Here is a 26951-nt window from a genome sequence, read left to right as displayed (position 1 = left end):
GGTTGCACGACTTTCCACTCTTCGGATTACAAATATAGATTATTGAGAATAGCTTCAGCCATATCATCAATATCAACGATTTCATCAGCAAGCCCGTCATCAACAATAGCCTTAGGCATGCCATATACAACACAGGAGGAATCACTTTGTGCGATGGCCCTGCCTCCCTTAGATTTCAAATCACGGATACCGTCTCTGCCGTCATTTCCCATTCCAGTAAGAATAACACCCAAAGCTCTTCTTCCTACAGCGTTTGCTACGGAAGTGGCCAGAACATTAGCCGAAGGCTTATACAAGGCTTCTTTGGGTTCAGCTGTAACTGTTAATTCAATTCTGCTGAATCTTTGATCAATCACTAAATGAGAACCGCCCGGAGCGACAAATACTGATCCCGGTACAAGTCTGTCGCCTGTTTCAGCCTCTTTTACCGTAAGCTGACTTATACTGTTAAGTCGGTTTGCAAACGGTCCTGTAAAGGCTTTAGGCATATGCTGAGCTATAACTATACCAGCTGGAAAGTCTTTCGGCAATGAAGATAAAATTTTTTGTACAGCAGGAGGTCCGCCGGTAGACACGCCGATCATAACCACGTCTCTCTTGGGTCTTCCGATGTTAACACGCGGAGTAACGGGACGCTTAGCGGCAACCGCGGCAGAACGCAACCTTGGAACAGGGCGCATCCTCCGCATGGCGACACTTTTAACTTTGGAAATCAAATCTGTTTCAATCTTAACAATATCAAGCGATACTTTGGAAAGCTGTTTAGGAATAAAGTCCACAGCACCGAGATCAAGAGCCTTTAAGGTTGATTCTGCTCCTTCAGTTGTCAAAGAACTTACCATGATTACCGGCTTCGGCATCTCCATCATTATATGACGTAATGCTGTAAGCCCGTCCATCTTAGGCATCTCAATATCTAATGTAATAACATCAGGATTAAACTTCCTGATTACTGCAAGCCCTTCCTCTCCGTCACGAGCGGTAGCCACAACTTTTATGCCCGGATCTTTCTCCAGCATTGTGCTGATGGCTTTACGCATGAAAGCTGAATCATCAATTACTACAACATTTATCACTCAGAAAATCTCCTTTAGCCTCAACATTACCATTCAAATGAACAGCTAAAATCCTGTATATATAGAAATTTAAAAAACATTCAGAATATTAAAAATAGAAAAATTACAATATTATATAGACTAATTCTTGATAAAACTTCTCACATATAAGCCATTTTGTCCAACAAACTCCACCAGCTCAGCAGAATTAATAACACGATAATTACCACATATAACAATGAGTACAAAACCATTTTAAGCTTACGTGATTGACGATTTCTCCGCAACAAGATTTAAAAAAATATTCTCAACATTTGAAAATTACAAATTTAATTTTTTTCTCTTGCTATCCCAACGCACATTCGATAAACCACTCCCACAAGACGGGATGTGGCTCAGTTTGGTAGAGCGCTGCGTTCGGGACGCAGAGACCGTGGGTTCGAATCCCGCCATCCCGACCAGATATTTCAAGGGTTTATGAAATTAATTTCGTAAACCCTTTTATTTTTGCTAACCTATTGCTAACTACAAACGGATCTACACCAAAAAAGGGCGCAAGCCTAATTGATCAGATTTCCAGCCGTTGATGCCAAAAAAATCCCCGCGAAGCTATCTTGCTTACGGGATCAAGGGTACTGACAAGTAATCGCGTAGCTCAAATAGAATTACAAAATCACTGTAAAGCAACAACGTTATCAAAAAAGACACTGCGTTCATCTGCTGTAAGTTTAACTTTCCTTACTCCTCCTTTTGGAGATAAAATCATATCCAGCTGCTCTATATACTTAATCAAAAGAAGAGCAAGATCTACGCTACTAGAATCATAATCTCTAACCATGTTCGCGTCAAAATTCATGCAAATAAGCGTAAGCGTCCAGACGCCTGCATCTTCCATTAATTTTCTCACATGACATACTTCCTCCCATTCAAGGAGGATGAATATGACAAGCAAGCAATGTCTCTGGAAAGAGCATATTGCAGCATGGGAAAACAGTGGTCTTTCTCAAGCTGAATATTGCCGCAAGCACTGTCTTTCATACAAAGGTTTCGGGTATAATAAGCGCAAAATTTCTGTGGCAGCAGAACCTCAGAAAGTTATTCCAGTTCCACACATCGTGTCCCGACTGGAAGAACCGAAGCAGAACTGTAAACCGAGAAAACTTTGTGTATCTGGAATATTCAGTTTAGAAATTGAACCTGATTTTTGCCAGCGCACTTTGAAGCGGCTACTTGAAGTGATTGCCTTCTAATGCTCCCCGTGGAATCAAAAGCGCAGGTATTCATCGTTCTGGGCGCAACTGACATGCGTAAGGCCGTCAACGGACTCTCGATTATGGTCGCTGATCATCTGGATCTAGAGTTGTTCACCGGCAGTTTCTTTGTCTTCTGCAATCGCGGACGTACGAGCATTAAGGTTTTGTACTGGGATAACAATGGCTTTTGCTTGTGGCAAAAACGTCTTGAAAAACATCGTTTCTTTTGGCCAGAGTCGGAACAGGAAGTACTTGAATTCAGCCATCGACAATTTCGCTGGATTCTAGATGGTCTTGATCCAATGCAGGTAAAAGGACATCCTCGTTTAAGTTATAAGAACATACTTTAATATCTTAAATTAATTGATATTTGTGTGCTAATTAGATAGAATTCAGCATCATGAGCATAGCCGACTTGACCAATGATCCAGAAGCTCTGCAAGAGCTTATAAGTGCTCTTGGAGAGAAACTTTCCGAGAGTCAAAAAAGAATAGATGAGCAAGATCAGCAACTTTCCGATAGCCACTCCGTAATAGAAGAACTCACTGAGCAAGTTAAACTTCTTAAAACTCTTTATTTTGCTAAAAAATCAGAAAAGCAGAGAAAATCGGAGCGCGAGGAACAGCAATACAGCCTTTTTGATGAGGCTGAATTGGTTGCAAAGCAGGAAGATTCTGAGGTTCTTAAAGGGTCTGAAGCTGCCGAAGACATCACGGTTAAAGCCTACGCCCGCAAGAAAGGTCGTAAATCCATCCCCGAAGATTTTCCTCGTGAAGAAATCATTCACGATATTCCTGAAGAAGATAAAATTTGCCAGTGCGGCTGCCGATTGACCAAAATTGGTGAAGTTATCAGTGAAAAACTCAATATAATTCCTCATAAAATCACAGTTAAACGGTATATTTGTGGGAGAGTAATAAAGACCTTTACTCAAAAATTTGGTACCCTTGTATTTTCGGAGGTCTAATGTTGCATTTAAAAAATAAAGTTCTTTACTGAAAAACATCTTATAGCTCAACAACTCCATACAATCTGAACAACACTGAGGTCGTAACGTTTTCACTTGAGAGAAAGCCGTTTTACGTTAATGACTTTGGCAAACATCATTCCGCTCAAGGGGAAGACGGCTGGATTGAGATTTTATAGTCTAGATTTTTTCTTGAAAAATCCATGTCAGTAAGGCCGGAGTTTATCTTGACGTCCTTGTAACTGTAATTCTCCAGAAGAACCTCTTTTCCATCATACACGGTAATGCCGACGGGAAGCAGATATTCCTTGTCGATGTGGCAAATGACGTGAAAGGCATAATATTTATGCCCTTCCTTATGGGCTATGACCTTCTCGTTATTCTCCTCCGCAACGTTTTGCAATAATAGCTTTTCTTATGATTTATCTCTCTTGGTCAGAACTTGAATTAACAGTATCCTTCTGGGGTTGGAATTTCTTCTTCTGGTTGTAAAAAGTGATCTCAGATATACCTATTTTGCGGCAGACATCGCTAAGTTTTGTTCCGATTTCAACCTGAAACTTCACTTGCGACACTCTTTTGCGAAATGGGAATCAACACCTCAGCCCAATGTTCCTTATGATCATCAGTCAGAGGAATGCAACCGCCCTGCTGCGGTATTTGATCCAAGCTCGCACGCACTTCTCCGCTTTCTCCCGTAACCTGCATTACCTTGATATGAAAGACTGTTCCCCGGTAGCGATAGTGTATGGTGAATCCTGTCCACTCCGGCGGTAAACATGGCTCGAAACGCAGATGATCCACCTCAAGCCTGAGACCGAGGAGCGATTCCATCATAAACCTGTACATCCATGCCGCAGAACCGGTGTACCAAGTCCAACCGCCGCGGCCTATATGAGGCACAACCGCATAGATATCAGCGGCCATGACGTATGGTTCAACTTTGTAAATAGCGACTTGCTCGGCTGTACGTGCATGGTTCATTGGGTTGATGATGCCGAAGAGTTCCCATGCACGGCGATTGTCACCCAGTTTTGCAAAGGCCATAGCCGCCCATATAGCCGCATGCGTGTACTGCCCTCCATTTTCCCGCACCCCCGGGACATACCCCTTAATGTATCCGGGATTCAGCGGTGAAGTATCGAAAGGCGGAGACAGCAACTGGACCAACCCCTGCTCGCGACGCACCAGATGTTGGTCCACCGCTTCCATGCCCCGACGCGAACGCTCGGGTTCCCCGGCTCCGGAAAGCACGGACCAGCTTTGGGCAATAGAATCAATCTGACACTCTTGGTTTGTCATAGAACCGAGCGGGGTCCCGTCGTCAAAATAAGCGCGGCGATACCACTCACCGTCCCAGCCGTTGGCATTGATGTTTTTTCGCAGTTCCGCAGCCTCATCATCGCAGCGTTTGGCAAAAAGTTCGTCTTCATGAGCGCGGGCAATCACGACAAAATCCATAAGCACGTCATAAAGGAAGAACCCCAGCCACACACTCTCGCCTGTACCGTCCCGTCCAACAAGGTCCATGCCGTCGTTCCAATCTCCGGACCCCATTAGCGGAAGGCCATGTGTGCCGAAGCGTAGGCCGTGTGCGATAGCTCTGGTACAGTGATCATATAGACTGGTCACCTCTTCGGAGTTTCCGGGCATATCATAGTAGGATTCTTCGTCAGCCTTCAACATTCGGCCCTGTAAAAAGCCCACGAGTTCGTCAAGTACTCCGGAGTCCCCGGTGGCACGTATGTAACAAGACACGGCGCGCGGTAACCATAGGTAATCGTCGGAACATTTGGTGCGCACACCTCGGCCTGTTGGCGGATGCCACCAGTGCTGCACGTCGCCTTCCTCGAACTGACGGCTTGCACATAGCAACAAGTGGTCACGCACCAGCTGCGGCCGAGCGTAAATAAGAGCCATAACATCCTGCAACTGATCACGGAAGCCGAAGGCTCCACCGGATTGATAGGTGGCACAGCGAGCCCAGAGACGGCAGGTCAGAGTTTGATAGAGGGCCCAACCGTTGGCCAGAAGATTTAAGGCCTGATCCGGTGTCTCCACATTCACCGCTCCAAGAGTATGCGTCCAGTGCTCCCAGACCTTATCCAGAGCAGTACGTGCAGCGGCGGGTCCTCGGAATTGTTGAACAATACGTCTGGCGTCCTCAACGTCACTTCCAACTCCGAGCCGGAAGACTATCTCCCGTTCCTGCCCTGGTTCCAGATCAAATACCACCTGAATGGCTGCGCATGGATCTAAGGCGGCCCCCACCCTGCCGGAAAGCCTGATGCGGGTCATGGCGGCCGGGGCACTCAGCGTACCGCCACGGCCCAGAAATTCCATTCTGTCACCGCTCACAGTGCGCGAGGTTTCGTCTACATCGAAGAACGCTGTCCTGCCGTTAAACTCCGTATTGTAGGAGTTACGGGCAAAGAGCGCACCACTGCTCTGATCAATTTCTGACACCACGTGCTCGGCTGTTTTGCTGCGCAAATCACCCAAAACCCATTCGGCATATCCTGTAGCCGAGAGCCTGCGGGATCTGCCCAACTCGTTTCGCACTTTCAGCACTGCGAATTTGATAGCAGCATCGAGGGCCACGTATACCCATAGTTCAGTAGCGATACCGCGTTCGGAGTGCTCAAAGACACTGTAACCGAAGCCGTGACGGGTGACGTAAGGCGTGGTCCCGGGACATGGAAGTGGAGTTGGAGACCAGAAGTGGCCGCGTTCCTCATCTCGGAGGTAGAAGGCCTCGCCTCGCGAATCGCTGACTGGGTCGTTACTCCAAGGGGTCAGGCGAAATTCATGAGCATTCTCGCTCCAAGTACTGGCCATGCCGCTCTCAGAGATAATGCTGCCGAAATTCGGGTTGGCCAGCACGTTAATCCAGGGAGTTGGCGTCAGTTGCCCTTGGGCCGTGGTGATGACATATTCACGACCATCCGGAGTGAAGCCGCCAATGCCATTGGAAAAACTCAGATCCTGACGCGGCAGCGGGGCCACGGCGAGAGAAGCTGCCTTCAGGGGGCGTGTAGGGACGAGATGAGGTATAGCTATTTCAGTCAGACTGCGACCGTCTATCTGTTCCGCCAACGTTCCTCTGCTATCGGTAATGACAGTTCGAGCCACGGCCTGGAACAGGATACGATCCTCTTCAGCAATACGATCCGCAGGGCGGACGAATATTCCGCCTGAACGTTCGGGCAAGCCGACCTTGGTTCCTGCGGCAATGAGCCCCATAATCTGGTCGTGGAGGATTTGCCTATAGCCGCCGTGATCCTCATTCCAAATCACCAGGTCCACAGCCAGCCCTTTGAGCCTCCAATAGGCGTGGGCCTGCACCAGCTGCCGCACCAACTCAATGTTGGCCACATCCTCGATCTGCAAAAGAACTATGGGCAGATCTCCGGAAACGGAATATCCCCAGAGTCCGGATTGCCCGCGATGGTTCTTGATGAGTACTTCCGCATCGGCTCGGAGCGCCGCATTTGCGTATAGAATAGAACCGGCCAGCCTTCCGTAGAGTTGAGCTTCGGCCTCCGATGCATTCAATTGGCGCAACTGTACCTGACTGTGGGTCCAGGCCAGGTCGAAAATGCGATCAGCCATGCGATAATCCTGATATTTTTCCATCAATCCAAGGGTCGCTTCACGGGTTTTCGAAATGCCGTAGATCATATCAATGGTTACGAATTCTCCCGGTTCAAGGGTTATCCGCTGACGGATGGCGGCAATTGGATCTAAAACAGATCCTTCACTGTCCGAGAGCGAATCTGAATAATCCTTCAAGTCAGCATGCAATGCCAAAGGGTTGGCAGTTGTATTGCCACGGCCGATAAAACGCATGCGATCTGTTTCATAGGATGCATTGTTAGCCTCGGAGCCGTGTACGGCCATCATATGTAACATGAATGGAGGCTCTTCCATCTGGGAACGCGGTCTGCGGGTGCAGAGAATGGCCTGATGTTTGCGAATGATCTCAGTCTGGATAAACAGATTGCTGAAAGCCGGATGCAAAGCATCTGCCGCCTGCGGTGCCAGAACAACTTCTGCGTAACTGGTCACATCAATGACCCGGCGCTTGCGGGAGCGGTTGGTGATACGCAGTCGGCGCAACTCAATATCATCCTCTGGCGAGACTGCTATCTCAGTATACGCGTCATAGTCATGCTCACGGCACTGGAATTCAGCTTTGCCTTCCGAGAAAATCGCCTCGAAATGTTTCGAATGTTTGAGTGTAGGCTGATGGGTTGTGGACCAGTACTCACGACTGTCCACATCTCGCAGATAGCAGAATGTGCCCCAATTATCACAAGTGGAATCCTCGCGCCAACGGGTCACAGCGGTGTCTTCCCAGCGGCTGTAACCTCCTCCGGCATTGGTGACCATTACATGATAATGCCCGTTGGACAGCAGTTGCACCTCCGGACTCGGCGTGTCGGGAGTGTCGTAGAAACGCATGGGAGTATCCGCAGAACTCGTTGCGAGGTGAAGCTCGGCAAGTTCTGTAGTATGGGCGTAAAACGCTGCGGATTGTGGAATACGCTCCTGAAGCAGAGGAAGGGTTGCCATGAACCTGACATCTGACTCGAAGCGCCGCTGCATCGGATGATCAAGCAGTACCGCGGCCAAGGACAAAAAGCTCATGCCTTGATGATGGGCCATAAAAGATTTGACCACAGCCCGTGTCTGTCCGCGTGGCAGACGCGACGGGGTGTAGTCTACAGCTTCGTAAAAGCCGTAACTGGTCTCAACACCTTCGCCGGTTAAGCGCTCAAGGTTCCGGCAGGCCTCTTGCGGAGCCACTAGAAGAGCCAGAGCAGTCGCATATGGCGCAATAATCAGGTCCTCGGCCAAACCTCGCTTGAGTCCCAAGCCTGGTACGCCGAATGCGCGGTACTGATAATTTTGGTGCACGTCTATGGCATTATAACCGCATTCCGAAATACCCCAAGCCACACCGCGCTTCCTGCCGTAATCTATTTGCCGTGCCACGGCGGCCTTGCAAGTTTGATCGAGCAAGGTATTGGCATAACTGGGCATGACCAAGTTGGGCATCAGATATTCAAACATTGAACCACTCCAAGAGAGCAAAATCGGGTCCCCACCGGCAGAGGTAAGCAACCGTCCAAAAGCGAACCAGCTTTCCTGTGGCAGTTGGCCTTGAGCGATGGCCACGAAAGTGGCTAAGCGAGCCTCCGAGGCTAGCAGATCGTAATAACTTTGATCTCTGCGACGCTCGTCCACATTGTAGCCGATAGCCAGCAAATGCCGCGCCTTATCGTACAGGAATCCGTACTCCATTTGAGCAAGGTCGCCACAGCTCCTAGCCAATGCGCTTAGAGTTGCCATTCTGGATTCGGCATGTCGGCTGGCAGATGCAACCATGCTGTCAAGTTGTATGTCCTGCGCCGTGGTTGCAAAAACCCCGACTTTGGTTTTCATTGTAGCTAGGCCACTCAATGTCGGGATCTCGTCCAGAAATTCCAATTCTTGACTTAATTCAATGGAGGAGGCCGTCCACGGAGCCAGCAGGTCCAGCTCGTTCAGGACGTCCCGGCATTGAACGGCAAAGTCCTGAAGCCAAGACAAAAATACATTATCAGGGGAGACATCCGTGAACTGCGGGCTTCCTTCGATCATCGATACGGCAGCAAGCAACTTCTCCAGATACAACCGTGTGGCTTTCAAAGAGACTGGCCGATTTTGCACGGCAGAAGCCATATCCTTACTCATGGCAGCCAATGGGGTTTGTGCAGATACCTTCAAAGCTTCCGGCAGGTCTTCCATGGCGATGGACAGAGTGTTACTCAAACTTTCAAACAGCTTCGGAGAGATGACCTTGTCCACCGGTAAGGTTAGCAAACCGGCGCGTAAAGTCAGGAGATGTCCGGCCAGATTCCCGGAGTCGACGGAGGAAATATAGCGAGGCAAAAGTGGCTGTAACGTCTGGGTATCATACCAGTTAAAAAAATGGCCCTCGTGTCGGTCCAGCCGCTCCATAGCCTCCAGAGTCTGCATGGAACGCTCTACCAGTCGGCCGCAAGAGATGAAACCGAAATCGTACGCGGAAAGATTCGCCAAGAGAGCCAGCCCCATATTCGTGGGTGAGGTGCGATGCGCGATGACAGCTTTGGGCTGTTCTTGAAAGTTATCCGGAGGCAGAAAGTTATCATCCGGCCCGACAAAGGTTTCGAAAAATCTCCATGTTTTGCGGGCGATTCTATGCAGAAACAGGATCTGAACTTCCGTAAGCCGCTCCTGACGGCGAGTAAGCGGAAGACTGATCCACCAGACCACGATCGGAGAGATAAACCACAGAAACAGCACTGGCCCCGCGGCTAGAAGGACAACCTGATTTGTTGCGGCAAGGACAAGGGCCGTTGCTACGGCGACAAACGGTCCGAACCACATTGTCCGGTACGAGCTTATGAGATCGATGCGGCTTTTTCCATCCCCCCCACCGGAAGCCTCCCACTCCAGGAGCCCTCTGTGCCTGACGAGCATCCGCCAGATAGCGCTTGCCAAGGCATTCAAGCTGTAAAAAGCTTCATATGGCAAACAAATCAGGGTGAATGCAGCCTGAGCGAAATGTTTAGGCAGCAAGCCGATTGCCGCAACGAGATGCTGTCTTAGAGACAGGTCAGCTGGTTTTTGCAGCGCACTTTGAGCCGCAACAAGGATCGAGGGCAGCAGAATGATGGAACAGACTGTCAAAGTCCAGAACCAGGCTGTGCCCAGAAGGGTCCACCCGGACAGCAGGAGCAGAGTCAGAGCTGCGGACGTAAGGCTACGCCGCAGGTTGTCCATGATCTTCCAACGAGACAGGAGGGAAATCGGATTTTTCCGCAAACTCGCGTCAGCGTCTGGAACCCAGAACCACAGCCAGCGTGCGATCTGCCAATCTCCGCGGATCCAGCGCATCCTGCGTTTCACGTCTGCATCGTAACTTGGCGGATACTCCTCGTACAACTGCACGTCACTTAGAAGCCCGGATCTAGCATAGCAGCCCTCCAGCAAATCATGACTCAAAATGTGGTTCTCAGGAAAACATCCCTCGAGGGTGCGATCAAAGGCTTCGACTTCGTAGATGCCCTTGCCGATAAACGAACCTTCGCCGAACAGGTCCTGATATACGTCGGAAACGGCGCGGGTGTAAGGGTCGATACCGATCTCGCTGGCACACATCCGCGCATAGCGTGACCGGTTGATCCCGGACAGGATAGCTCCCACCCTCGGCTGGAGAATACCGTAGCCGCCGACCACACGCTGACCGCTTACGTCATAACGTGGCCGATTTAGCGGATGCGCCATTGCGCCCACAAACTGTCTGGCGCAGTCGCGGGGCAGCTGTGTATCAGTGTCTAAAGTGATGACGTATTTCACTCCTCGCAGGATGCTTGTATCACCGACCATTAAGGAAAAAGGAGCGGATACGCCTCTCCGCAGCAGCCCGTTTAAGTCTGCCAGTTTGCCGCGTTTGCGCTCATACCCCATCCAGAGCCGCTCCTGAGAATTAAAGCGACGCGGCCGATGAAACAGGTAAAAAATGTCTCCCGTCGTACTATGGTAAAGCTTGTTCAGATCCTCTATGCATTGTTGAGCTAGACGCAGCAGAGCCGCGTCATCTGGCTGCGTTTCCTCGTCCGCATCACGAAAATCTGTGAGCAATCCGAAATGCAAATACTTATCCCGGTTGGACAGAAAGCGGACCTCTAAAGCCTTGGACAATTCTAAAATACCCGAAGCGCTGGTTAGCATAGTCGGAACCACAACCAGAGTGCGTTGGTCCTGAGGAATACCTTTGGAAAAATCCAGACGCGGCAAAAGGTTCGGCGCAGCCAGCAGGGTTACCAGCCAGTTAGTCAGAGTAACCGTCAGGTGGCTGGTGCACATGAGTAAAAGCAGGCACATCAACCCCAGCCACCAGCCACGCAGCCCGTCGGCCTGCGCCTTTACTGCGAAACCTCCGGCAAAAAGAATAGTCAAAAGCAGGATGCTGCTGCCGTAAAGTGACAATGGAAATCGTTTACTCAGCACGCACAGGGATTCAAACCACGTGTCACGCACCTGAGTTTCCTTTTTTAGCGGTGTCAGACCATTGTCGACAAGGTAGTACCCGACATGGGCCGTAAGGGCATCGTTACCGTTAAGGGCTGCACCTTCCCGGGCCAACCCTATAATTTTATGTGCCACTTCGACTTCGGAAAACGGACTTCTCTTTGCCACTTTCTCCAACACATGCCGGTAGCGGTCACGCGTAGCGAAATCCATAGTATCATATACTTGGGAAGGGTCATGATTCAGAATATTTTCGACTAGACTTGTTGACTCGACGAAATCTTGCCAATCGATGATGCCGAGATGGCGTAGACTGCCGATGCTGTTACTTATTGAGGCCTGATCAGTGGATTGTTGCTGATTTTCCGAATATACCATTTGCTCTATAGTCAATCCGGTTCCTGCCAGCCTCTGCTCGATCCACGTCAGCGGCAAAGCCAGAGCCGGCCCCTTGCCGAGTAAGCGGCGAGACAGCTCTGCAACAAACGGACTCGTCATAGGCGGGTCGGAACGAGCCATATCCGCGAGGGTCAAAATCATGTTTTGCGGCTGTTTGACAGCGACTTTGATCATCTGGTCGGCCCAAGCTTCAGCACGGTTGCGGTTGGCTCTGTGGTCAGCAATGCTGGCGGCTACCCTGCGCAGATTTTCAACGAGAGCCAGACGCAACATGATCGGGATAGCCCATAGTTCTCCCAATTGCAGTGATATAACGGATTGATAACCGCTCACTATACTTTTCAGGCTCTCTTGGTCCACTTGACCATCTCTATGTGAAATGCTTTCCAAGGCAAGGTCATATACACGCGGTAGGCCAGCCGATTGGCCGTTCGTAAGACAAGGCAACTCACGACTGTACCCTTTTGGAAGGTGAAGACAGGCTGTGCGGATTTGCTCCTCAATTACATAAAAATTGTCCAGCAGCCATTCTCCGGCGGGTGAGATTCTGCGACCTTTCTTCACGTCTTCAGTGAGCTGAGTGTGGACACCGAGCAGAAATGTTTCGTTCTCAGTCAGACGTTCAAGCAGACGATCCCGGGAACGTCCGGCATCCAGCTTGTGCAAATCAGCAAGTACCTTGCCGTGCTGCTCCATCTGGTCGCTACTGAACAACTTCGAACGCAGAGGTGGTTCCTCATCAGAGAGCTTATGCTGCCCGTCAGCTCTGCGCAGACTGGTCCAGATGCCGGAAAATTTTGCGCTGAGGGTCTTACTTATATCCATGCTGTTGCCTCCTGCTGCCGGAACAGTGACAGGTTTCGGCAGATTTAAACTAGACTGACTCAGGAAAAGGACTGGGTTGGAGAAAGGACCAGCAAGAACGCAATCACAGCCTGAGGTCTATTTGCCATGGCGGACATGGAAGGAATTCGTACCGACCAGAACGTCGTAACTCGTTAACGCGTCCGTGGTGGTGAAAGTGTCCGAGAGGTCTTAATTGAATAGCACAAACGACCATGCGTAGAAAGGACTATATCCATTAAAACTAGTCAAAAAACAGACCGCCTTAATGTTATAAAATACCACTGGTAGCTTTCTCTTTTAAATTTTAAGCCCTCGGCATGGTGACGGTGCAATTGCGAGAGAGGTTATCCCCGTTGGCTTAGGGCAGAATTAAGGCGATATTTTTATCAAACTTTATTGCCTCGCAACTACAAGACAATAGTCTTCGAACAGGATATACTTAAAAAATGAAGGTATACTCATGACAAAGAAAAAAGATACAGCAAATCCTAGTCCGCGAAAGGATCGTCCCGCATTGATAGACGAGACAAAAACCAAGCCTAAAAAAAAGTTCGGAACAATCTTCCCAATTGTGGGAATTGGTGCCTCGGCTGGAGGCTTGGCGGCTTTCGAATCCTTTTTTTCCGGCATGCCTGCAGATGTAGATCCGGGAATGTCCTTTGTTCTGGTGCAGCATCTTGCCCCGGACCACAAGAGCCTGCTGACTGAAATTATTAGTCGCTCTACCCGTATGAAGGTCTTTGAGGTCGAAGACGGAATGGAAGTCTTGCCCAACTGTGCCTACATCATCCCTCCAAATCGCGATATGACCTTTCTGGATGGCAGACTCCAATTAATCGAACCTGTAGCCCCTCGGGGGCATCGATTGCCAATTGATTCTTTTTTCAAATCTCTAGCCCAGAGCCTACATGAATCGGCAATCGGCATCGTACTCTCTGGCACCGGCAGCGACGGCACCCTCGGCGTACGGTCCATTAAGGAAGAAGGGGGCATGGTTATTGCTCAAAGCCCCAGCTCCAGCGAATATAATGGCATGCCGCTCAGCGCCATTGCCACGGGTCTGGTAGATTACGAATTGTCACCGTCCGAGATGCCCGCTCATATCATCGCCTATGTGTCCCACGTCTTTAGCTCCCCCCTCCAGAAGCCGGCCACGCCGAAGCATATAGCCGAAAATTCATTACAAAAAATATGCGCCCTGCTACGCGCTCAGACTGGGCATGATTTTTCCATGTATAAACCAAGTACCATACATCGTCGTATCGAAAGACGCATGGCCATTCATCAGATCGCCATGGTGGATGCGTATATTCAATATTTGGAGCAGGCTCCGGCGGAAGTGGAAGCTCTTTTTCGCGATTTACTCATTGGCGTGACCAATTTTTTTCGCGATCCCGAGGTGTTTAATACGTTTGAGAAAGAGGTTGTCCCGAAACTTTTTGCCGGAAAGTCCGAGGGTTCCCCAATCCGGATTTGGTCGACGGGGTGCTCTACCGGAGAAGAAGCGTACTCCATCGCCATCCTCTTGCAAGAATATCTGGAAAAGACCAAGCAACATTTCATGGTGCAGATTTTTGCCACCGACATTAACAGTAAGGCTATAGCCACGGCCCGAAGCGGACGTTATCCAGCCAGCATCGTCGACGATGTTACGCCGGAACGTATCTCGCGGTTTTTTGCGATTGAGGACGAAGGCAGCGTTTACCGCATTCGCAAAAAGATCCGCAATATGCTGATATTCTCCGAACAGGACATGATCAAAGACCCGCCATTCTCCAAGTTGGACTGTATCGCCTGTCGGAATCTGCTTATATACATTGGAGGAGCGTTGCAGAAAAAGCTTATCCCACTCTTCCATTACGCATTGCGCCCGGGTGGGGTTCTCTTTTTGGGCACATCGGAAACAGTGGGTGATTTTGGAGACCTGTTCACAGCCATAGATCGCAACTCTAAGCTTTACCTGCGCAAAGAGAATCTGAACAGCAGGCTGCCTTCTACTATAGACCGTTTTCTGCCACCCCTGTTACAAGTGGAGTCATCCCCCCATCGGCATGTCTCCGTAAAAAGGATAAATCCAGTGCAACAGCCATTACGTGAATTGACTGAACAAACGCTGCTAAAACAATTCGTCACAGCAGGCGTATTGGTCAACGCTCATGGTGACATCCTTTATCTTCATGGTCGTACTGGACAGTATTTAGAGCCGGCGCAAGGCGTATCCGGAATCAACAACATTATCAAAATGGCCCGGGAAGGATTGCACCGGGAATTGAGTACGGCTTTGCACAAAGCCCAGTCATCAAGTGAAATCGTACGCAGTCTGGCTCTGCGAGTTAAAACCAATGGACACTTCACATCGGTTGACTTGACGATCTGTCCGGTGACGGCAAATCACGCCGAATTTGCAGACCAGCTTTATTTGGTCATATTGAAGCCGACGTCGCAATTCGAATGCGAGCTGATGCAAAAAAACGGACCTTTAGGTGTAGATGAAGTTGTGGGCGGATCAGGTAAAGAAGAAAATATGGATGTTGCTACGTTGCGGCAAGAGTTGTTGGCTAAGGATGAATATCTCAAGAGTACTATTGAGGAATTGGAAACATCCAATGAGGAACTCAAATCATCCAACGAGGAAATGCAATCCATAAACGAAGAGTTACAATCTTCGAACGAAGAGCTTGAAACTTCCAAAGAAGAATTACAATCAGTCAATGAAGAATTGACCACCGTCAATACCGAACTGCAAAATAAGCTGATCGATCTGTCGCAGGCTAACAATGATATGAGCAACTTGCTCTCCGGTACGGGTATTGCCACTATATTCGTAGACAATCGACTATGTATTATGCGCTTTACCCCGGCTGCCACCCGGATCATAAACTTGATCCCGGTTGATATTGGGCGGCCTGTTGGTCACATAGTCTCCAAGATGGTGGGCTATGACAGCTTGATTATTGACGTGCAATCGGTGCTGGAGACACTGCTCCCCAAGGAACTGGAAGTACAGACGACGGAAGGGAAATGGTACACGATGCGTATCCAACCTTACAGAACCATTGAGAATGTGATCGAGGGAGTGGTTATCACCTTTGTCGATATAACCGAAATGAAGAAGTCTCGCGAATTGCTGCAGGATGCCTATGACCAGCTTCGCTTGGCGGGAATTGCCCGGGATTCACAGGATGCTATTACCGTACTGAACACGGATGGGGATATTTTGGCATGGAACCCTTCAGCGCAGAGGATTTTCGGCTGGACCGAAAAAGAGGCGTTGACCATGAACATTCAAGACATGCTTCCAAAGGATATACAGGCGCAAGAATTGGAGAAGATCCGGCTGGTCGCTGCGGGTGACATACCGGTGCCATATGAGACAAGTCGCAAGAACAAGGAAGGACAGACTTTGCCGGTGTGGCTAACAGCCAGTTTTTTGGCCGATGATGCAGGTCATGTCTATGCCATGGCGGTCACTCAACGCACTACTATGAGAAAGGACAACACATGACGGACAAGCTAAGACTACAAGCCGAAGAATTAATCAAGAAGGACGATTCTGCGACCAAGAGCTCAATTACACTTGAGGAAATGCAGCAATTGCTCCACGAGCTGCGGGTACATCAAATCGAACTGGAACTGCAGAATGAAGAATTGCGCCGGGCGCAGGAGGAACTGGACGCAGCACGGGCGCGCTACTTCGACCTCTATGATCTGGCTCCGGTCGGGTATTGCACAATCAGCGAACAGGGGCTGATTCTTGAGTCCAACCTTACTGCCGCGACGCTGCTCGGCATGCTCCGGAGTGAAATGGTCGGACAGCCTTGGACCAAATTTATTTATAAGGAAGACCAAGATATTTATTACAGGCAACGCAAAGATCTCTTCAAAAAAGACGTATCGGCGGATACGGCGGAGTTCGAGTTACGTCTGGTAAAAAAAATCGGTGGAGAATTTTGGGTGCATTTGACGGCTACCACCGTCCAGAATGCCGAAAAGGAGCCAGTCTGTCTTCTTATGATGCATGACATCACGGAGCGTAAGCAGGAAGAACAATTTCGCAAGGACGTTGAACGTATCGTTCATCACGACATCAAAGGACCACTTATCAATCTCTTTTCCTTGGCGCAGTTGGTAATGGAAGGTAGCGACGAGGCCTCTTTGATGAAGGAATTTCCGCAAATCATTCTTGGTATTAGGCAAGTTATCCATCTTATTGAGGCCGCAGAGCCTTTGCGAAAGATGGAAAAGGGAGAATATACTCCAGCTAAAACACCGATCGAAATTTACCAAATTCTTGAAGCCGTGAAGAATTCTCTGGCGAGACTGTCCTCACAGAAAAATGTAACCATTGTTCTCCAAACGGCGGCAGATTGCTCTTCTGCAGATGTGTGGTTGTGTGGTGAAGCTTTTCTCTTCGAAAACATATTTATGAACCTGGTGAAAAATGCGGTTGAGGCTTCATCTATAGGTGGATGTGTTACTATAGCCATCCGAACGGAACTCGGCAAGGTGAACATTGCCATCCACAATTCCGGTACTGTGCCTGAATTAATCAGGGACAGGTTCTTTGAAAAATATGCCACTATGGGCAAACAAGCCGGTACCGGCCTTGGAACATACAGCGCCCAGCTTATAACCAAGGCCCATGGTGGACAAATCAGGTTCACCACATCCGAGGCCGAAGGAACCACTGTTATCGTCGAGCTTCCTCTCTGCGACATTCAATAGCGTTCTTTCAGAACGTAACCTTGATATTAAACAACAACCAAGGAGAACATATAACCGTTCAGCGCCCTTCTTTGATCCATCTTTCAAACTTCAACTATTCTTTTCCACATTATTGTGCATAAAATTCTAGGGTAACCATCCAATTTTTAAGAATCTTAAAAGTAGAGGCTATGCAGCCTTTCTTAATTTCTGCATAGGAATAAAGCCGCCAATGTCCATATGTGTGCTAGCGCACAGACCTACCTACCTCACATGAGTTATACATTATATAAGTCCAAAGTTCCGAATAACAACAGGAGAGAAACATGCTCCAAACAATCGCTATCGTTCTTATTATCCTTTGGCTTCTAGGCGTGGTTAGCTCCTACACCATAGGTGGATTCATCCACATACTCTTGGTCCTGGCTATCATAATGATCGCGATCCGAGTCATTCAGGGTCGACGGATTTAACCGGTCTAAACGATAAACATTCTTACTATCTCGGAGGGTTATCATGACTATTACCTCAAAAGAACATCGAACTATCAAAACTAAGGGCAGCGATATGCCCGGAACCGGCAAATTAACAGGGGATCAAACTGATTTATTGGCGGGCATAACCACGTCACTTCATGGCTTGGGCTACCCGGCAATGAAGGACGACATTCTTAAACAGGCCCAAAAAAACGGAGCGGATCCAACCGTGATCAGTTCAATCAAAAATGTGTCTGAGCGGCATTACACTAGCTCGGACGATCTCTTGAAGGAATTTGATGAAAGCCGTTAATTAATCAGCAATCCTGAGGCAATACAATAAAACAGTTCCCATGCCCGAACTGCAGGCCTAACTGGGATCGTCGCCAGACGGTCTCAGTTAGGCTGAAGCGCAGAAACGACTGACCCAATACGGACCGAACGAGATTCCGGAAAAGAAACCCAGCCTGATCCTGAAATTCTTGTCCTATTTTTGCGGCCCCTTCCAGCAGGCATTTGAAGAAGAATTCAAAGAAGATATTGTCAAATACTCGCGCAGTTAACTTTCGTTGTTTGCCGATTCCACTTTTACTGCTATAATATAATATGGATTGCCCGTTCAAACGGGCAGCGGGATGTAATCGAAACACCAACAACCAAGGAGAACATATGACAGTTCAGCGTTCATTCAGTGCACAGGAACAGGAGTTTCGCAGCAGTTTCCGCGAGATGATGGTTCAGGCCGAATCCACGGAGGACGTGAAGAAATTCTTCTATCAAACGGTGCGTGACCTGTTGGTGGATATCTGCGAGACTCTGCCTGATTTCAACATTCCGGATATTCAACTCGACCTTGAAAAGGATGAGGGCTATCTGCTCTCGGATAGCCTTATGGAAGGAGCAGGTCTGCGAGAGCTGATGCAGGAATCCGATCTTGACGCCATTTTGGGACGTTTATCGGAAAATGCTTGGAACCGCTACCATCATCTAGAGAAAAATTCGGCTAAATCCGAACAAAAGATCTATCCTGTGCCCGGCAGATAAAAGTTAACAGCCGAAGCCACCGTTTTCTGAGTGGCTCCGGCTGTGATAAAACTACACTTAAATGGTCTTTAATCTATTTGTCTGCGACTTGTTCGATCTCGCCGGTTTTCTCCTGAACCTTTCCTTCAAAAATCTCGGATTTACCCTTAATCTGCATTTCGTTATTATCGATGGCTTCGCCAGTCACTTCCTTCACCTTGCCGGAAGCCTGATGCAGCTTGCCTTTGACCTTATTTACTGTGCTCGATTTCATTAACGTCACTCCTTCGTGTTAAAAGTTATGAACTGCTAATCGGTCACAATCGGCCGGTAAAAAGCATGATTACGAGGACAATTGTGATAATCCCCAATATACTGCTGGGGGCGTAGCCCCATGAGCGGCTGTGAGGCCAAACGGGGATTACTCCCAGAAGCATAAGCACCAATACGATCAGTATTATTCCGCCAAGAGACATTGTTTTTCTCCGCTGTTAAAGATTGGCTGTAAACAGAGTGCAGAACTCTTTGATCCAACTTCTGACTCTTGTTATATGAAATGCTTTAATTAATGGTTATGTTGTTAACGACCTTCTTTACGCCATGCACGTCATTAGCGAGCTTTTCTGCTAGATCTTTCTCGGCATTGTTCTTGGCTTTACCTTTCAGGGTAACTACTCCGTCCTTGGTCACGACGTTTGTTTTCAGTCCGCTGGTCGAGCTATTATATAGCAGGGTCCCCTTGACCATGGCGGTGATAGATGCATCGTCAACGGCGTCTCCAACGGACTCAATCATGGATGAGTTATTAGACTTGTCCTTTGATAAAGCAGATACCGTCATCATATTGTTGACACTTTTGACGCCATCGACATCGCCAGCATACTCGCTTGTCAGCTTCTTCTGGGCGAGGTTGTCGGCTTCGCCGCGTAAAGTGATGATGCCGTTTTCGGCTGTGACATTAGTTCCGACAGTGTCCACGCTCTTGTGAAATAAAAGGGTGAATTTGACTTTTGTGATGAGCCATGCGTCCATACTGTCAGAGGAATCCGTCTCTTTCGTCGTCAACTGGTTATCTACGCTTTTCACACCGGGTAGTCCCTCAACAGTATCATTGGCTAGAGACAAGTGCGATTTTTCTTCAACGGTTCCTGTCAGCTTCACGTGGCCATCACTGGATGCCACTTTAATGTTATCATTCTTGAGAAAGGTTTTGAACACATAGGTCTGTTTGGCAGATGACTCAATACGGTCATCAGCCGTGGAAGCATAGAGGTTGGCGGTGACAAAGAACATCAACACCATCACGACCAGGCTCAGAGCAAGCAGTGTTTTTTTCATGATAAATCCTCGTTGGTTAGAAAACCCTTTAGATATTCGTCCAAATCACATACCTCACGAAACCTTGTTTCATTGCGGCAACATTTCTTAGCATCACAGGGGAAAAGTTACATAGTGGACCTTTGTGGGCGCGGTAGAAATGCGCGAAAGGGGAGGCAATCCGTGGAAAGGAGAAGTCTGAGGCAAAGAAGTGTGGCAGACTCTAAGTTCAAAACAATTCAATCATTATAGGCTACTGGAAGTTAAAGGTTATTCTCCTTATATATACATAGCATGTTTCATGGGAATGTACACTAAAAATAAAAAACATTTTATTAATGGGATGAAAAAAAACCGTGTATAGACTCTTTGAAGTTTCAGTCATGAGCAACCGGCAGTATTCAGATGAATTTAGGAAGTTTGCCGTGCCGGAAGGTAAGGTAGCAGGCGGTCGGTCTCCTTCTTGACCACGCTGTAGCACTCACAACACAACGCCTCAAGCTGAGGCCGATCCAGTACGGTGATGTGCCCGCGGCTGTATTCGATGACGCCGAGTTTGTGCAGCTTGCCTGCGGCTGCGGTGACGCCTTCACGGCGCACGCCGAGCATGTTGGCGATGAGTTCCTGAGTCATGACCAGCTTGTCGTCTGACAGACGGTCCAGCGAAAGCAACAGCCAACGGCAGAGCTGCTGGTCAATAGAGTGGTGACGGTTGCACACCGCCGTCTGAGCCATTTGCGTGATCATAGACTGGAGGTAGAGCAGTATCAGCATCGTCATCTGGGAATGGCGATTGCACTCGTCCATGAAACACTGGGCCGGCAGCGAAAAAGCCCAGCCAGCACTCTGAACCACGGACCTACTCGTGGTGCTTCCCCCGCCCATAAATAGGGAAACGCCAAGGAATCCTTCGTTACCCACCATCGATATCTCGGTCGAGGCACCATCCTCCATCACGTAGAGCATGGATACAATAGAATCCGTTGGGAAATAAATCTCGGTCACGACTTCCCCGGACTCGTACAAAACTTCGCCCAAAGTCATCTCCACCAACTTAAGATTAGGAAATAGGCGTTCCTGAGCCTCGCGTGACAAGGCTCCCAGAAGATGATTTTGTCTAGGTGTGGGAGCAGATTGCATGTGAACCTCTTTCGGCAGCTTGGAGTGTTTGTATGGTTTTTTAAAAGTATTTTAATCATTACACATTAATGCACGTATGACTACAAGCCGTCGGTTCTAACCAGCTTCCTGTTTATCTAAAATTTCCTGTGATAGACTCTTTGCGTTTTTTAAGTATATTTTCCCCCATGCTCCGATTTATCTGAAACAACATCATAGCTAAGCCATGAAAAAACGGCGGGCGACTCAAGTCGCCCGCCGTGTCTTTACGAACAATATTAAAGCTTATTGCTTTTCCATGGGCTGATCGCAACAGACGAGTTCTCCTTCGCCTCCTTCCTTTACTTCAATGACAGCACCACACGCCTCACATCTATACGTTTCACCAGTTACAGAAGCCATGATTTTCTCCTTGTTTTGGATGTTTATGGTTGCTTCAAATGAAACCATACTATTTCTACGCTACAAGCATGCACTATTAACAGTATAATGCAAGGGAGAATATCGGGAATTATGGGTGAGATGAAACGTCATTCCCACTCCGGTCCCTGATCAAACTCCACAAGATGGGCAAAATTGAAATCCGGACCAAGCACGACCTGATGATACAATGGGCTCTCGCGGGTACCTCTCCCATCGTGAAGCGAGTGAAAATGCACGAACTTCATTGTTGGGCTGTGGGCGGGTGCGAAGTCACGGTGCGGGCGCCTCTCTGAATGACACCGGGGTTATGCGACCGATGGGTTCGGGCTGATCCGACCTCTGCCCCGGTAATTTAGTCAGCCTGGCCCGACCAGTGTAAAGCAAAGTATTGACGGGCATATCGGAAGAATAGAATCCCTTTTCATTGAAGCAGACAAAATCCAGTCGACTCAAATCATCCGGAGTCTCAGGACGGAAATAGTACCCCACGAAAGGACCGAACCTGACCACTTCACCGTCCGGCTCCACACGCAAAACAGACTGGAATCCTCGGGGGACGTCCAGGCGCACCGATTCTGACTCGCGGGGAATTCCCGAATCTGTGCAGGCAGCAAGAGAAAGCAACAGGCATAAAGATACGAGTCGTAATATTCTCAGGACAGTACTCATACCATTAATGAGCTTGAGGGCCACGGCGCCAGAATTTTCCGATGAGCCACACGGCTATCAATAGGACTTCATGCTCAAGGTGCTAAGGCCGTTCAGAATTAGGGCAGGCTCAACTGGGGCAAACACTTCCGTTTGAATCAAAGATCCGATTCGGCTTTACGGTCCAAAACGAACATGCCTCAAAACCAGAATGAAACATGGATCTTATTTATATCGTGAATTGGCCGACTTCATAGCCTCACTGAGTGCTTCCCACGCAAGATCAACACCTATTTTAAGATCTTCCCATGCTCCTTCACTTGCTCCCTTGAGCTCTTTAAGTCTCACTTTGACTGATTCATGCTTTAACCGTAACTCTTCGATTCGTTTGTAATACTCAAGCTGTACATTGGCCCCCACCTTGTCGGCCTTTGCCTTCATCTTGTCGATCTCAGCTTCCCATTCGTCCAGCTGGGCCTCAATTTTTTGACGATACGCTTCTTTCATACTCATAGTGTTCTCCTTTCTAGATTAAGGATTAAGGGAGTAAAAACTGTTAATGATTTCAAAAAGTATTCATATGAACACTTCCTTTCATACCTATTCAGGTTCATTGTACCCTTCTTGCTGGTTAAGTATAGACATAAGTTTTAAATGTGCTGCCATGGGCACCTTCTGGGCGACCTCTTCTCGTGAGTCGCCATTCTTCCTGTCTTTTGGGTCTTCATAGTGCTCCCATGCGCTATTGAATGCGGCCAGTTATATCTTTTTTGAATGCTTTGGCCGGTTCAGTCTGAGAGGCGGTCCTGAGCCTCGCGTGACAAGGCTCCCAGAAGATGATTTTGCCTAGGTGTGGGAGCAGATTGCATGTGAACCTCTTTCGGCAGCTTGGAGTGTTTGTATGGTTTTTTAAAAGTATTTTAATCATTACACATTAATGCAGGTATGACTACAAGCCTTCGGTTCTAACCAGCTTCCTGTTTATCTAAAATTTCCTGTGATAGACTTTCATAAAAAACTCTATCCTCTGGCCTCCTTGTGCAAAGTATAGTAAGTCATTAGGTAAGCATCCAATTTTTACTGAATCGTAAAAGTAAAGGCTATGTGGAGAAGGACAATGAAAGTTAGACTGCGACAACTCTGGTATCATGTAACAACAAGCCTATGGTTCATTCCCGGGTGTCTAGCGGTCGTGGCCATAGCGGCATCCTTTGCAATGGTTAGTCTGGACCATTATCTGCCCAAGGAAATTACCCTCACAGTAAGATGGATATACTCAGGCGGACCGGACAGTGCCATAGCCATATTGTCTGCTATCGCAAGCTCTACAGCTACGGTGGCCGGCGTGGTTTTTTCCATCATCGTCGTCGCGTTGACATTGGCGTCTTCTCAATTCGGCCCGAGACTCCTAAACAATTTTTTGAGCGATCGCGTCAATCAAGCGGTCCTTGGCGTCTATGTCGCCACATTTATTTATAGCCTCCTTGTTTTACGGACAATCAGGCAACTGGATGAATTTGTTCCGCATTTGTCAATAACTGTAGCTATTCTCATGTCTTTAGCCAGTTTCTTTTTTCTTATTTTTTTTATTCATCATATCTCTTCGTCCATTAAAGCTGATAACATCATTGATCTGGTGGAGAAAGATCTGGAACGGATCATTGAAGAACTTTTCCCGAACCAGATAGGACTGAAGAAGGAAGGGGAGGCGCAAGATGTTCCGGTTTTACCGAAATCATTTGACGAACAAGCCATAACTATACGGGCCAGAGGCACAGGCTACGTACAGGTTGTAGATCTTAAAAAACTTATCGCTATTGCCCGTGATTCCGATTTAATCCTGAGTTTGAAATACCGGTCAGGAGATTTTGTGACCATGGGAACACCTCTGGCCAAGGTCTGGACTTCGGGAGCTGTTCCGGAAGAACTGGAGCGGCAGATGAATGGACAATTCATCCTTGGTCGACAGCGAACGCCGGTTAATGACATCGAATTGTGCATCAACCAACTGGTTGAAATTGCCATTCGCGCACTTTCCTCCGGCGTCAACGACACCTTCACCGCCATTACCTGCATTGACCGACTTGGAGGGGCTTTGGCCAAGTTAGCGGGACGAGAGATGCCTGGACCATACCATTACGACGATGACGGAACATTACGGATCATTGCTGTACCCCTGACATTTGCAGGGATAGTGGAAGCCGCCTGCAACCTCATCAGACAGGACGCCAATATTTCGGTCATGATTCGGCTGCTTGAGACACTGAGCACAGTTGCAAGTCTGGCGACGACCGACGAGCGGCGGGAGATTTTGCTCCGTCAAGCGCGAATGATTGTCTGGGATGCCAAGCGTCGGAGCATTGCACCAGAAGATCTCCATGATATTCTGGACCGCTATAAGGTGATCCAGCAGACTGCTGGCGCGGTAAATTAGAGCCCTATAAATACAACACCAGAATGGTACTATCAATTAAAGTTCTGAACGGAGAAGATAAATCATATGAAAAAATCATTATTACAAAACACTCCAGAGAGGTTTCAATTGAAACGCCCCTTCACGGCCCCGCACTTGCCCCAGCGGACGGTGACTGTGCTTGTCGTCTCCTTTATCTACGTTGCCACGCTGTGTTTGACGGCTCTCACTGCGACTGCGGCTGATCGGAATGAAGAACTGCTCGCGCTTCTGGCGTCCGTAGAAGCTAGTTACGCCAAGGTTGAGGACTATTCGACGCGATTTCTCAAGCAGGAGCGGGTGGAGAATGTGCTGCTGCCGGAGGAGGCGATTTTCTTAAAATTCAAGAAACCCTCGAAAATATATATGAAATGGATTAACGGTCCACTCAAGGAAGCCCTTTATATCGAAGGGGAGAACAACGAGAAGGTGGTCGCGCACAAGGACGGTACAGGCTTGAGCCTGACATGGAACCTGTCACCTACAGGAAGTACGCTCCTTGCCGGCAACAGGCATCCTATCACGGACATCGGATTTGGTTTTATTGTCAACCTGATGCGAACCATTATCCCCATGGCCGTGGAACATAGGGAGATCGAGATTATCCGCCTGAATGACGCCCCGTTCAAGGGCAGGCCAGCCATCGTGCTGGAGGTCCGCCTTACCCCAAAAGAAGGTCGCAAATACTACGCAGCGCACATCATCTGCTACATCGATAAGGAATATCTGCTTCCCGTTGGCATTACCACGTATGATGAAAAAGAGGTCCTTCTGGAGGATTACAGTTACACGGACGTCAAGATAAACTCCGGCCTTACTGACATGGATTTTTCAAAAGAAAACCCAGATTATGATTTCTAAATCCAGTGGTTCCATTTCTCAAATTGGAAGGATTGATCCTGCAAGACTGTGGCAAAGTCACAGCGTTAGTTGAAAGGGGTTAGCATAACGCAGATAAAGACACGCTGGAGTCTGGGGGCGGAAGTATATTAGCCGATTTTTATCCTTGATCGATAATTCATGATAAAGAGGAACAAATTACTTCTCATCTGGCTGAACTATCACTTTCACTTTGTCCTCTATGAGCTTGCGTTCATTGAATAGTTTAAGATATTTAATGATTGTATCGTTTACCCCGTAGCCCTTCTGTAAAACCTTGACCATCTGATCCCCTCTTGGGATACGAATGTCTTCTCCGAGGAGCATCTTGCTTGTCATTTCACAGATAGACACTGTTTTTATGTCATATTTCTTTTCATCACCAAGAGCTTCCCCCAGCGCGTAAAGGATTGTCTGATCGTAAAGGTGTACGGACTTAATCATAAATTCCAGTGCAATTCGCTTAGTCATCCCTTTGGCGAGCATACGATCAAAATCAGTGACAACTTTGATTATTCTTGATCCCAGCGGAAGATGTTCCTTTATGGTACCGTCTGAGACGAGCCCTGTTCCGTCGAAGTAGGTTTCCTGATAAGTAAGAATTCTAGCCACCTCATCCAATTGGGGAAGGGCTTTTACTAAGCTTGCTGCGATTTCAGGGGTTTTTTCATAGGCGGCAAACTCTTCAGAAGAAAGAGTGCGGCCCTTGTGCAACTTGGCAACAGTGGTATCCGAAAGGGTTAAATACCCCAGAAGAGACAGCGAAGCAGCCGTCTCAGTAAACCAAGGGCTGGGATCGCCCACCCTTGCAGATATCTGTTTGACATAAGGCAGAATTCGAGATGTCAGGCCGAAGACCTCTGGTTTAAGCATGGAGAGCACGTTGCTGAGGACGTTTATGCTGCCTCGTAAGGTTTCCTGCAGTAACTCTTTCACCTCATCCTGCGCCTGCTTTGTCTGAAGGACTGCGGCTATTCTGATTTTGAGTTCGGTTTTGTCAATTGGCTTGGTTACGTAGTCATTTGCGCCGAGCAGCACTGCACGCAGCTTGTCCTTTCTACTATCCAGTGCTGTAACCATAATTACCGGGATATCTGACACCGATGGCATTTTACGAATGCACTCCAACACTTCAAACCCGCTCATGTCAGGCATCATGACATCGAGAAGTACAAGATCATGCTCAGGGCAGATTGCTTTTAAGGCTTCTGTACCATTTGCTGTAGATTCATACTGATACCCCATCGATTCCAGCATCACTCCGAGCATTTTTCGACTTCTGTCCTCATCTTCGACAGTAAGAATTTTCCATTTTTTTTTCATCTA

Annotated in this window: 21 protein-coding genes, 1 tRNA gene and 2 pseudogenes; 12 read left to right on the top strand and 12 right to left on the bottom strand. The window is 48.3% G+C overall.

Features of this window, described 5'->3' with window-relative positions:
- Positions 1 to 26 precede the first annotated feature (26 nt).
- Positions 27 to 1076, bottom strand: coding sequence for a protein-glutamate methylesterase/protein-glutamine glutaminase (locus B9N78_RS17030; protein ID WP_085104525.1), 1050 nt, complete (start codon positions 1074 to 1076; stop codon positions 27 to 29).
- Between the two features lie 363 nt (positions 1077 to 1439).
- Here B9N78_RS17030 and B9N78_RS17025 point away from each other — a divergent pair.
- Positions 1440 to 1516, top strand: a tRNA-Pro gene (locus B9N78_RS17025).
- Between the two features lie 212 nt (positions 1517 to 1728).
- Here the strand turns inward: B9N78_RS17025 and B9N78_RS17020 are convergent.
- Positions 1729 to 1950, bottom strand: coding sequence for a hypothetical protein (locus tag B9N78_RS17020; protein WP_085104523.1), 222 nt, complete (start codon positions 1948 to 1950; stop codon positions 1729 to 1731).
- 46 nt (positions 1951 to 1996) lie between these two features.
- Between B9N78_RS17020 and tnpA the strand changes: the two genes are divergently transcribed.
- Genes tnpA through B9N78_RS17005 form a run of 3 tightly spaced genes read left to right on the top strand, consistent with a single transcriptional unit; the run spans position 1997 to position 3275 of the window.
- Entirely contained in the window at positions 1997 to 2305 is a 309-nt protein-coding gene (tnpA, locus tag B9N78_RS17015) for an IS66 family insertion sequence element accessory protein TnpA (protein ID WP_085104521.1), read from the top strand.
- Complete coding sequence (tnpB, locus tag B9N78_RS17010; protein ID WP_085104520.1) at positions 2305 to 2658, top strand: IS66 family insertion sequence element accessory protein TnpB; 354 nt, start codon at positions 2305 to 2307, stop codon at positions 2656 to 2658. The genes tnpA and tnpB overlap by 1 nt, the downstream gene beginning before the upstream one ends.
- A gap of 50 nt (positions 2659 to 2708) precedes the next feature.
- Positions 2709 to 3275 (top strand): IS66 family transposase, encoded by a 567-nt coding sequence (locus B9N78_RS17005; RefSeq protein ID WP_085104518.1) that lies wholly within the window; start codon positions 2709 to 2711, stop codon positions 3273 to 3275.
- 145 nt (positions 3276 to 3420) lie between these two features.
- Here the strand turns inward: B9N78_RS17005 and B9N78_RS17000 are convergent, their stop codons facing one another.
- From B9N78_RS17000 to B9N78_RS16995, 3 genes and pseudogenes are all read right to left on the bottom strand, one after another.
- Complete coding sequence (locus B9N78_RS17000) at positions 3421 to 3678, bottom strand: DUF1571 domain-containing protein (RefSeq protein WP_085104516.1); 258 nt, start codon at positions 3676 to 3678, stop codon at positions 3421 to 3423.
- 67 nt (positions 3679 to 3745) lie between these two features.
- Positions 3746 to 3850, bottom strand: a pseudogene (locus B9N78_RS18525) (hypothetical protein); the annotation flags it as partial.
- The gene (locus B9N78_RS16995) at positions 3825 to 12563 is read right to left on the bottom strand and encodes a glycoside hydrolase family 94 protein (RefSeq protein ID WP_085104514.1); all 8739 of its coding nucleotides are present in this window, start codon (positions 12561 to 12563) and stop codon (positions 3825 to 3827) included. The pseudogene B9N78_RS18525 and the gene B9N78_RS16995, both read right to left, overlap by 26 nt.
- A 481-nt stretch (positions 12564 to 13044) precedes the next feature.
- Between B9N78_RS16995 and B9N78_RS16990 the strand changes: the two genes are divergently transcribed.
- From B9N78_RS16990 to B9N78_RS16970, 6 genes and pseudogenes are all read left to right on the top strand, one after another.
- Positions 13045 to 16089 (top strand): chemotaxis protein CheB, encoded by a 3045-nt coding sequence (locus B9N78_RS16990; RefSeq protein WP_085104512.1) that lies wholly within the window; start codon positions 13045 to 13047, stop codon positions 16087 to 16089.
- Positions 16086 to 17309 (top strand): PAS domain S-box protein, encoded by a 1224-nt coding sequence (locus B9N78_RS16985; RefSeq protein ID WP_085104510.1) that lies wholly within the window; start codon positions 16086 to 16088, stop codon positions 17307 to 17309. Before B9N78_RS16990 ends, B9N78_RS16985 begins: the two co-directional genes overlap by 4 nt.
- 305 nt (positions 17310 to 17614) lie before the next feature.
- Complete coding sequence (locus B9N78_RS18040) at positions 17615 to 17761, top strand: lmo0937 family membrane protein (RefSeq protein ID WP_137982573.1); 147 nt, start codon at positions 17615 to 17617, stop codon at positions 17759 to 17761.
- A 43-nt stretch (positions 17762 to 17804) separates the two neighbouring features.
- Positions 17805 to 18077 carry a DUF2795 domain-containing protein gene (locus B9N78_RS16980; protein ID WP_085104508.1) on the top strand — a complete coding sequence of 91 codons (273 nt, stop codon included), beginning with the start codon at positions 17805 to 17807 and terminating at the stop codon, positions 18075 to 18077.
- A 103-nt stretch (positions 18078 to 18180) separates the two neighbouring features.
- A pseudogene (locus B9N78_RS18585) lies at positions 18181 to 18327 on the top strand (cation-transporting P-type ATPase); the annotation flags it as partial.
- A gap of 106 nt (positions 18328 to 18433) precedes the next feature.
- A complete protein-coding gene (locus tag B9N78_RS16970; protein ID WP_085104506.1) occupies positions 18434 to 18808 on the top strand; it encodes a hypothetical protein in 375 nt (124 codons plus the stop codon).
- A gap of 73 nt (positions 18809 to 18881) precedes the next feature.
- On the opposite strand, the gene B9N78_RS16965 is transcribed toward B9N78_RS16970, so the two are convergent.
- The 6 genes from B9N78_RS16965 to B9N78_RS16935 all read right to left on the bottom strand — a co-directional run bounded on the left by B9N78_RS16965 (position 18882) and on the right by B9N78_RS16935 (position 22807).
- Complete coding sequence (locus B9N78_RS16965; RefSeq protein ID WP_085104504.1) at positions 18882 to 19061, bottom strand: CsbD family protein; 180 nt, start codon at positions 19059 to 19061, stop codon at positions 18882 to 18884.
- Between the two features lie 43 nt (positions 19062 to 19104).
- Positions 19105 to 19263, bottom strand: a complete 159-nt coding sequence (locus B9N78_RS16960) for a DUF3309 family protein (RefSeq protein WP_085104502.1) — start codon at positions 19261 to 19263, stop codon at positions 19105 to 19107.
- Positions 19264 to 19348: 85 nt separating this feature from the next.
- Positions 19349 to 20125, bottom strand: coding sequence for a BON domain-containing protein (locus B9N78_RS16955; RefSeq protein ID WP_085104500.1), 777 nt, complete (start codon positions 20123 to 20125; stop codon positions 19349 to 19351).
- A gap of 390 nt (positions 20126 to 20515) precedes the next feature.
- A complete protein-coding gene (locus B9N78_RS16950) occupies positions 20516 to 21142 on the bottom strand; it encodes a Crp/Fnr family transcriptional regulator (protein ID WP_245805581.1) in 627 nt (208 codons plus the stop codon).
- Positions 21143 to 21508: 366 nt separating this feature from the next.
- A complete protein-coding gene (locus tag B9N78_RS16945) occupies positions 21509 to 21625 on the bottom strand; it encodes a desulfoferrodoxin FeS4 iron-binding domain-containing protein (RefSeq protein ID WP_085104496.1) in 117 nt (38 codons plus the stop codon).
- An 894-nt stretch (positions 21626 to 22519) separates the two neighbouring features.
- Positions 22520 to 22807 carry a sll1863 family stress response protein gene (locus B9N78_RS16935; protein WP_085104492.1) on the bottom strand — a complete coding sequence of 96 codons (288 nt, stop codon included), beginning with the start codon at positions 22805 to 22807 and terminating at the stop codon, positions 22520 to 22522.
- 604 nt (positions 22808 to 23411) lie between these two features.
- Between B9N78_RS16935 and B9N78_RS16925 the strand changes: the two genes are divergently transcribed.
- Positions 23412 to 24728, top strand: a complete 1317-nt coding sequence (locus B9N78_RS16925; protein ID WP_170921462.1) for a DUF2254 domain-containing protein — start codon at positions 23412 to 23414, stop codon at positions 24726 to 24728.
- Positions 24729 to 24794: 66 nt separating this feature from the next.
- On the top strand, positions 24795 to 25607 hold the full coding sequence (locus tag B9N78_RS16920) for a DUF1571 domain-containing protein (RefSeq protein ID WP_085104488.1): 813 nt from the start codon (positions 24795 to 24797) through the stop codon (positions 25605 to 25607).
- Between the two features lie 177 nt (positions 25608 to 25784).
- Here the strand turns inward: B9N78_RS16920 and B9N78_RS16915 are convergent, their stop codons facing one another.
- A complete protein-coding gene (locus B9N78_RS16915; RefSeq protein ID WP_085104486.1) occupies positions 25785 to 26948 on the bottom strand; it encodes a response regulator in 1164 nt (387 codons plus the stop codon).
- Positions 26949 to 26951 lie beyond the last annotated feature (3 nt).

This window comes from Desulfovibrio gilichinskyi, from assembly GCF_900177375.1.
Taxonomy (GTDB): Bacteria; Desulfobacterota; Desulfovibrionia; order Desulfovibrionales; family Desulfovibrionaceae; genus Maridesulfovibrio; species Maridesulfovibrio gilichinskyi.
This window is presented reverse-complemented; position numbering and strand designations above follow the sequence as displayed.

Bases quoted from the DNA above. Each gene is read 5' to 3' on its own strand.
- B9N78_RS16925 (WP_170921462.1), top strand. From the start codon at position 23,412: ATGAAAGTTAGACTGCGACAACTCTGGTATCATGTAACAACAAGCCTA.
- tnpB (WP_085104520.1), top strand. From the start codon at position 2,305: ATGCTCCCCGTGGAATCAAAAGCGCAGGTATTCATCGTTCTGGGCGCA.
- B9N78_RS16980 (WP_085104508.1), top strand. From the start codon at position 17,805: ATGACTATTACCTCAAAAGAACATCGAACTATCAAAACTAAGGGCAGC.
- B9N78_RS17005 (WP_085104518.1), top strand. From the start codon at position 2,709: ATGAGCATAGCCGACTTGACCAATGATCCAGAAGCTCTGCAAGAGCTT.
- B9N78_RS16970 (WP_085104506.1), top strand. From the start codon at position 18,434: ATGACAGTTCAGCGTTCATTCAGTGCACAGGAACAGGAGTTTCGCAGC.
- B9N78_RS16920 (WP_085104488.1), top strand. From the start codon at position 24,795: ATGAAAAAATCATTATTACAAAACACTCCAGAGAGGTTTCAATTGAAA.
- B9N78_RS18040 (WP_137982573.1), top strand. From the start codon at position 17,615: ATGCTCCAAACAATCGCTATCGTTCTTATTATCCTTTGGCTTCTAGGC.
- B9N78_RS16990 (WP_085104512.1), top strand. From the start codon at position 13,045: ATGACAAAGAAAAAAGATACAGCAAATCCTAGTCCGCGAAAGGATCGT.
- B9N78_RS16945 (WP_085104496.1), bottom strand. From the start codon at position 21,625: ATGGCTTCTGTAACTGGTGAAACGTATAGATGTGAGGCGTGTGGTGCT.
- B9N78_RS16965 (WP_085104504.1), bottom strand. From the start codon at position 19,061: ATGAAATCGAGCACAGTAAATAAGGTCAAAGGCAAGCTGCATCAGGCT.
- B9N78_RS17020 (WP_085104523.1), bottom strand. From the start codon at position 1,950: ATGGAAGATGCAGGCGTCTGGACGCTTACGCTTATTTGCATGAATTTT.
- B9N78_RS16985 (WP_085104510.1), top strand. From the start codon at position 16,086: ATGACGGACAAGCTAAGACTACAAGCCGAAGAATTAATCAAGAAGGAC.
- B9N78_RS16960 (WP_085104502.1), bottom strand. From the start codon at position 19,263: ATGTCTCTTGGCGGAATAATACTGATCGTATTGGTGCTTATGCTTCTG.
- B9N78_RS16935 (WP_085104492.1), bottom strand. From the start codon at position 22,807: ATGAGTATGAAAGAAGCGTATCGTCAAAAAATTGAGGCCCAGCTGGAC.
- B9N78_RS16955 (WP_085104500.1), bottom strand. From the start codon at position 20,125: ATGAAAAAAACACTGCTTGCTCTGAGCCTGGTCGTGATGGTGTTGATG.
- B9N78_RS16995 (WP_085104514.1), bottom strand. From the start codon at position 12,563: ATGGATATAAGTAAGACCCTCAGCGCAAAATTTTCCGGCATCTGGACC.
- tnpA (WP_085104521.1), top strand. From the start codon at position 1,997: ATGACAAGCAAGCAATGTCTCTGGAAAGAGCATATTGCAGCATGGGAA.
- B9N78_RS16915 (WP_085104486.1), bottom strand. From the start codon at position 26,948: ATGAAAAAAAAATGGAAAATTCTTACTGTCGAAGATGAGGACAGAAGT.